Source organism: Burkholderia sp. LMG 13014 (genome assembly GCF_905232215.1).
Lineage (GTDB): Bacteria > Pseudomonadota > Gammaproteobacteria > Burkholderiales > Burkholderiaceae > Burkholderia.
The window spans coordinates 1-4,819 of record NZ_CAJNKE010000456.1; the positions used below are offsets into that span (position 1 = coordinate 1).

The following is a 4,819-nucleotide window of genomic DNA, read 5'->3' on the forward strand; positions in this document are numbered from 1 at the left end:
AACCGGGCGCAGCCGGCAGTTCGCGGCGCCGCCCGGCTGAAACAGGCACGACGGCACATGACGCAAACCGGCCGCGCCGGTCAGTCCCCGTCCCCGCCCGCCGTCAGCGCGCTCGCCATCAGTTCTCCGAACCACTCAATGAACGCGTTGAGCCGGCGCGAACGATGGCGCCGGTGCGGATACACGGCCGACACGTCCATCGGCGCGGCGCGGTGGCCGGGCATCACGTCGACGAGTGCGCCGCTGTCGAGCAGATGCGCGACGTCGAAGCGCGGAATCTGGATCAGCCCCATCCCCGCGATGCAGCTGGCGATATAGGTTTCGGCGTTGTTGACGATCACGCGGCTCGGCAGCGCGAGCGTGTGCCGCTGGCCGTCCGCGCAGTATTCCCAGTCGAGCTCGCGCCCGGTCGTCGGCGACGCATAGCCGATCGCCCAGTGTCCGTGCGCGAGCGCATCCGGATGCTCGGGCACACCGCATTCGCGCAGATAGTCGGGGCTCGCGCAGTTGATCAGCGTGAACTGCCCGAGCGGCCGCACGACGAGGCTGCTGTCCGCGAGCCGCCCGACGCGAATCGCACAATCGACGCCCTCCTGGACCAGGTCGATCGAACGATCCGTCGAGCCGAGCGACAGTTGCAGCTTCGGGTAACGGCGGAACAGCGACGGCAGCGCGGGCGCCACCATGCGGCGCGCAATCCGGCTCGGCACGTCGACGTTCAGCCGGCCGATCACGTCGCGGTCGCGGCGGCGGAACAGGCGGTCGAGCTCGTCGGCCTCCGCGAGCAGCCGCCGGCCGCGTTCGAGCAGCAGCGTACCGTCGGCGGTCAGTTGCACCTGGCGTGTGGTGCGATGCAGGAGGCGCGTGCCGAGCCCCGTCTCGAGCTGCTGGACGGCCGCCGACACGGTCGCGCGCGGCACGTCGAGCGCATGCGCGGCCTTGATGAAGCTGCCCATCTCGGCCACCTGCAGGAAGATTCTGACCTGATCCAGCTTGTCCATCGGCGGGGAACGTAAGTTCGGACGATCGTCGCCGCCGGCCGTCGCGCGTCGCGGCAAGATCCGGCGGCCCAGAAAAAACGGGCGCGCAGCCGCGAGGCCGCGCGCCCGTCCATTGTCCACGCAAACGCGCCATTGCGGTGCGCTGCGCGGCCCGTTGCCGGGTCGGTTACTTGGTCGTATAGCCGCCGTTGATCAGGATCGTCTGGCCCGTGATCCACCAGCCGTCGGTGACGAGATGGCGAATAAACGGCACGACGTCCTCGATGTCGGTGAGGCCCGTCTTGCTGAACGGCGACAGCGCGGCCGCCGTCTTGTGATACGCGACCGCATCGGCGCCCTCGGCCGGGTAGAAGAACGGCGTGTCCATCGGGCCCGGCCCGACGGCCGTCACCGAGATCCCGCGCGCGCCGTACTCCTTCGACGCCGCGCGCGTGAAATGCTCGACCGGCGCCTTCGACCCTTCGTACGCCGCATAGAACGGCGTGAACGCGCCGAGCAGCGACGTCACGAGCGTGACGAGCTTGCCGTGATCCTCGAGGTGCCGCCCCGCTTCCTTGATGAAGAAGAACGCCGACTTGCTGTTGACCGCGAACATCTCGTCGTACTCGGCCTCGCTGATCTCGGTGAACGGCTTCTTCAGCACCTTGCCGACCGTGTTGATCGCGATGTCGATCTTGCCGAAGCGCTGCTTCGCGTCGTCGAACAGCTTCTCGACCGCAGCGGCCGTCGTCAGGTCGCCCTGGAACGTGGCGGCTTGAGCGCCAGCCGCGCGCACCGCGGCGGCCGTCTCCTCGGCCTGTTCCTGCGAAGCGGCGCTGTTGTAATGAATCGCCACCGCCTTCGCGCCGTGGCTCGCCAGATCCCGCGCGATCAAGCCACCGAGATTCTTTGCGCCGCCTGCGATCAGGACGACCTTGTCTGCGAGCGTATGAGTTGCCACGGTTGACTCCTTTTCTCGTTGAACGAAGCTTGGAGTGTAGGCACGCGCGACGCGCCGGTCAGCCGGTCGCGGCTGGATGGATTATCCAGAAAAACGATCCAATCGCGGCCATGCAGTGCCACCTGCCGCACCGACAATCGCGCCGGAATCTGCGCTCGATTCCGCGCATGCCGGCCGGGTCAGCGCGCGTACAGCGCCGCGTCGATCTTGCCGAGCAGCCACTGCATGCCGGCCAGATGCTGCTGGTCGTGGCTGCACAGGTAGTGGACGAGCCCGCGCACGGTCAGCGAGCCGTAGCCGTCGAACTCCCCGGTGCGCGCGAACTGCTCGGACGTGAGGCGCGACACGAGATCCAGCGTCTCGCGCCGCGCTTCGCGGATCGCCGCGAGCACGTCGGACGCATACGCGTCGTTGTAGCGGCGCTCGATCGCGAGCGCGTCGCCATCGATCGACACGAGCAGCGGCCGGTCCTCGTCGAGCATCCGCCGCAGCCGCACGTGATAGCCGTCGATCTCGATGTCGCGCACGTGGCAAAGCTGCCCGAGCGGCGAAAAATGCTCGCTCGGGATCCCGGCCCAGTCGTCGGGCGTCCAGCGCGCGTAGCCGTCGGGGACGGCCGCGAAATGGGCTTCGAGCAGACGGGGGAAATCGGCGAGTGCGTCGAGCGTCGTCGGATTCATGCGGGACTCCCTGTCGGATAGGAGCGGCGGCAGCCCTGGCACGGGCCTGCCGCCGCCGTTGCGTCACTTCACGCCGAAACCGTACGCGCCCTGCGTGCGGTGCCCGTCGGTCGCGACGGCCACCCATTTCACCGTATAGGCGCCGGAGCCGACGGCCGTGAGCGGCACCGTCATCCGCTTGCGGTTCGACGCGTCGATGCGCGCACGGCCGTCCGACACCGTCTTGCCGTCGCCGTCGACGACGACGATCGAGCTGAACGCCGGCTCCAGCGGCTCGGTGAAGTCGATCGTGACGGCAGCCGGTGCGGCGTCCAGCGCCGCGCCCGCCGCCGGGTCGCTCTTCGCGAGGTGCGCGTGCGCGAACGCGGCCGACGAAACGGTCGCGGCAAGGATGAAGGCGGCAGCCTTGCGGTCGAACGGGAACGAAGCAAAAGGCATGGACTTTCCGTGAAGAATGAACGGGCGCCGCGCCCCGCGCGGCGTACCGGCAGCTTACCAGCGCATGCGCGTTCATGCCGGTCGCGCGCCGCCGCTTGATAGAATGCGCGCGCTATGGACCTCGAAAGCATTCTCTACACCCAGGGCTTCGGCTCGCGCCGCCAGTGCCGCGGCCTGATCGAAGCGGGCCGCGTCACCGTGGCGGACGCCTGCGCGACCGACCCCGACGCCGCGTTCGATACCGACGGCCTCGTGTTCTCGGTCGACGGTACGGCGTGGCCATTCCACGCGCACGCGTATCTCGCGCTCAACAAACCGGCCGGCTACGAGTGTTCGCGCGATCCGCAACACCACACGAGCGTGTTCAGCCTGCTGCCCGCGCCGCTCGTCGCACGTGGCGTGCAGTGTGTCGGACGTCTCGACCAGGACACGACCGGCCTGCTGCTGCTGTCCGACGACGGCCAGTTCGTGCACGCGTACACATCGCCGAAGCGCAAGGTGCCGAAGACCTACGTGGCGACCGTGCGCCACCCGCTCGACGACACGCAGCTGAACGTGCTGCGCACCGGCGTGCAGCTTCACGGCGAGCCAAAGCCGATCGCCGCGGTCGCAGCCGACGCGCGCGACACGCACGCGCTCGCGCTGACCGTCCTCGAAGGCAAGTATCACCAGGTCAAGCGCATGGTCGCGGCGGCGAGCAATCGCGTCGAAGCGCTGCATCGCGAAAGCATCGGTGGCTTCACGCTGCCGGACGATCTCGCACCGGGTGCGTGGCGCTGGCTCGATGACGCCGACCTTTCAGCATTACGCAATCCAGTCAAAACCCTGTAAGGGAAAATCCGCACGACCGTTCGACGTCCGGCCGCGTCTCGGCCGCATGTTCCCCCGCTATACTGAAATCACAAGCTGTACGAGCAGCGATGCAGGGGGAGACATCATGAACATCAACCATACTTTCGAACTGTCGTACGTGATGATCGCGTTCGCGGTCATCGGTGTCATCGTGATCGGCGGGCTGCTGGCCGCGATGCACATGAAGCACAAATATCATCCGAACCTGATTGGCGCGCTGATCGGCGCGCTGCTGTGCTTCCTGCTGATCGAGGCGTTACCGGCGCTCACCTGACGCGCTGCCCGGCGCGAGCGTTTGAAGGAAATCGTCTACGGTCGGATAGCGCAACGTCACGCACAATTCGGCCTTGAGCCGTGCGTTGGACAGGCGCCGCGACTCGCGCATGAACGACAGCAGCGTCGATTCGAGTTGACGCTCGGCGTCCGCGCGGCTGACGCGTGGCGGCTTCGGCAGGCCGAGCACCTGTGCGACCCGGTCGAAATACTCCCCCATCCGCAGTTCGCTGTCGTCCGACGCGTGCACGGCGCGCGCCGGCTTGCCGCGTTCGGCCGCACGGCGCAGGATCGCCGCGAGATCGTCCGCGTGGATGTGGTTCGTGTAGACGTCGTCGGCCGGCTCGAGCGCCGGCGTGCCGCGCTCGAGCCGCGCGACCGGCAGACGGTTCGCCGCGTAGATGCCCGGGATGCGCACGATGCGCGCAGACAGCACGCCGCGCACCGTCGCCGCACGCAGTTGCCGCTCGGCCGACACGCGCCGGAACGCGCGCGGATTCGCGGGGCGCAGCGGGTGCGTTTCGTCGATGCGTGCGCCGCCGCAGTCGCCGTAAACGCCCGTCGTACTGGCGTAGACGAGCCTCGGCGCACGAAGGCCGTCGGGTACAATACGCGCTGCCCGAACGGGCGCGCCG

Annotated in this window: 7 protein-coding genes; 2 read left to right on the forward strand and 5 right to left on the reverse strand. The window is 68.3% G+C overall.

Going from position 1 to position 4,819, the window contains the following annotated elements:
* Window positions 1-80: 80 nt before the first annotated feature.
* The 4 genes from JYJ84_RS28500 to copC all read right to left on the reverse strand — a co-directional run bounded on the left by JYJ84_RS28500 (window position 81) and on the right by copC (window position 3,059).
* On the reverse strand, window positions 81-1,001 hold the full coding sequence (locus JYJ84_RS28500; RefSeq protein WP_174955434.1) for a LysR family transcriptional regulator: 921 nt from the start codon (window positions 999-1,001) through the stop codon (window positions 81-83).
* Between the two features lie 166 nt (window positions 1,002-1,167).
* Window positions 1,168-1,941 (reverse strand): SDR family oxidoreductase, encoded by a 774-nt coding sequence (locus JYJ84_RS28505; RefSeq protein ID WP_175223032.1) that lies wholly within the window; start codon window positions 1,939-1,941, stop codon window positions 1,168-1,170.
* 179 nt (window positions 1,942-2,120) lie between these two features.
* A complete protein-coding gene (locus JYJ84_RS28510; protein ID WP_175223031.1) occupies window positions 2,121-2,621 on the reverse strand; it encodes a DinB family protein in 501 nt (166 codons plus the stop codon).
* Window positions 2,622-2,684: 63 nt separating this feature from the next.
* Window positions 2,685-3,059: a copper homeostasis periplasmic binding protein CopC gene (gene copC / locus JYJ84_RS28515; RefSeq protein ID WP_175223030.1), complete on the reverse strand. Its 375-nt coding sequence runs from the start codon at window positions 3,057-3,059 to the stop codon at window positions 2,685-2,687.
* 114 nt (window positions 3,060-3,173) lie between these two features.
* Here copC and JYJ84_RS28520 point away from each other — a divergent pair, with 114 nt between their 5' ends.
* Both JYJ84_RS28520 and JYJ84_RS28525 read left to right on the forward strand, forming a co-directional pair.
* Window positions 3,174-3,890, forward strand: coding sequence for a pseudouridine synthase (locus JYJ84_RS28520; RefSeq protein ID WP_175223029.1), 717 nt, complete (start codon window positions 3,174-3,176; stop codon window positions 3,888-3,890).
* Between the two features lie 106 nt (window positions 3,891-3,996).
* Window positions 3,997-4,185 carry a hypothetical protein gene (locus JYJ84_RS28525; protein WP_122946073.1) on the forward strand — a complete coding sequence of 63 codons (189 nt, stop codon included), beginning with the start codon at window positions 3,997-3,999 and terminating at the stop codon, window positions 4,183-4,185.
* Here JYJ84_RS28525 and JYJ84_RS28530 read toward each other — a convergent pair.
* Window positions 4,168-4,819, reverse strand: a 652-nt coding sequence (locus JYJ84_RS28530) for an NAD-dependent epimerase/dehydratase family protein (protein ID WP_205189770.1), incomplete at its 5' end; no start/stop codon positions are given. The genes JYJ84_RS28525 and JYJ84_RS28530 overlap by 18 nt on opposite strands.

Coding starts and splice junctions, on each gene's coding strand:
- JYJ84_RS28500 (WP_174955434.1), bottom strand. CDS start 1,001: ATGGACAAGCTGGATCAGGTCAGAATCTTCCTGCAGGTGGCCGAGATG.
- JYJ84_RS28510 (WP_175223031.1), bottom strand. CDS start 2,621: ATGAATCCGACGACGCTCGACGCACTCGCCGATTTCCCCCGTCTGCTC.
- copC (WP_175223030.1), bottom strand. CDS start 3,059: ATGCCTTTTGCTTCGTTCCCGTTCGACCGCAAGGCTGCCGCCTTCATC.
- JYJ84_RS28520 (WP_175223029.1), top strand. CDS start 3,174: ATGGACCTCGAAAGCATTCTCTACACCCAGGGCTTCGGCTCGCGCCGC.
- JYJ84_RS28525 (WP_122946073.1), top strand. CDS start 3,997: ATGAACATCAACCATACTTTCGAACTGTCGTACGTGATGATCGCGTTC.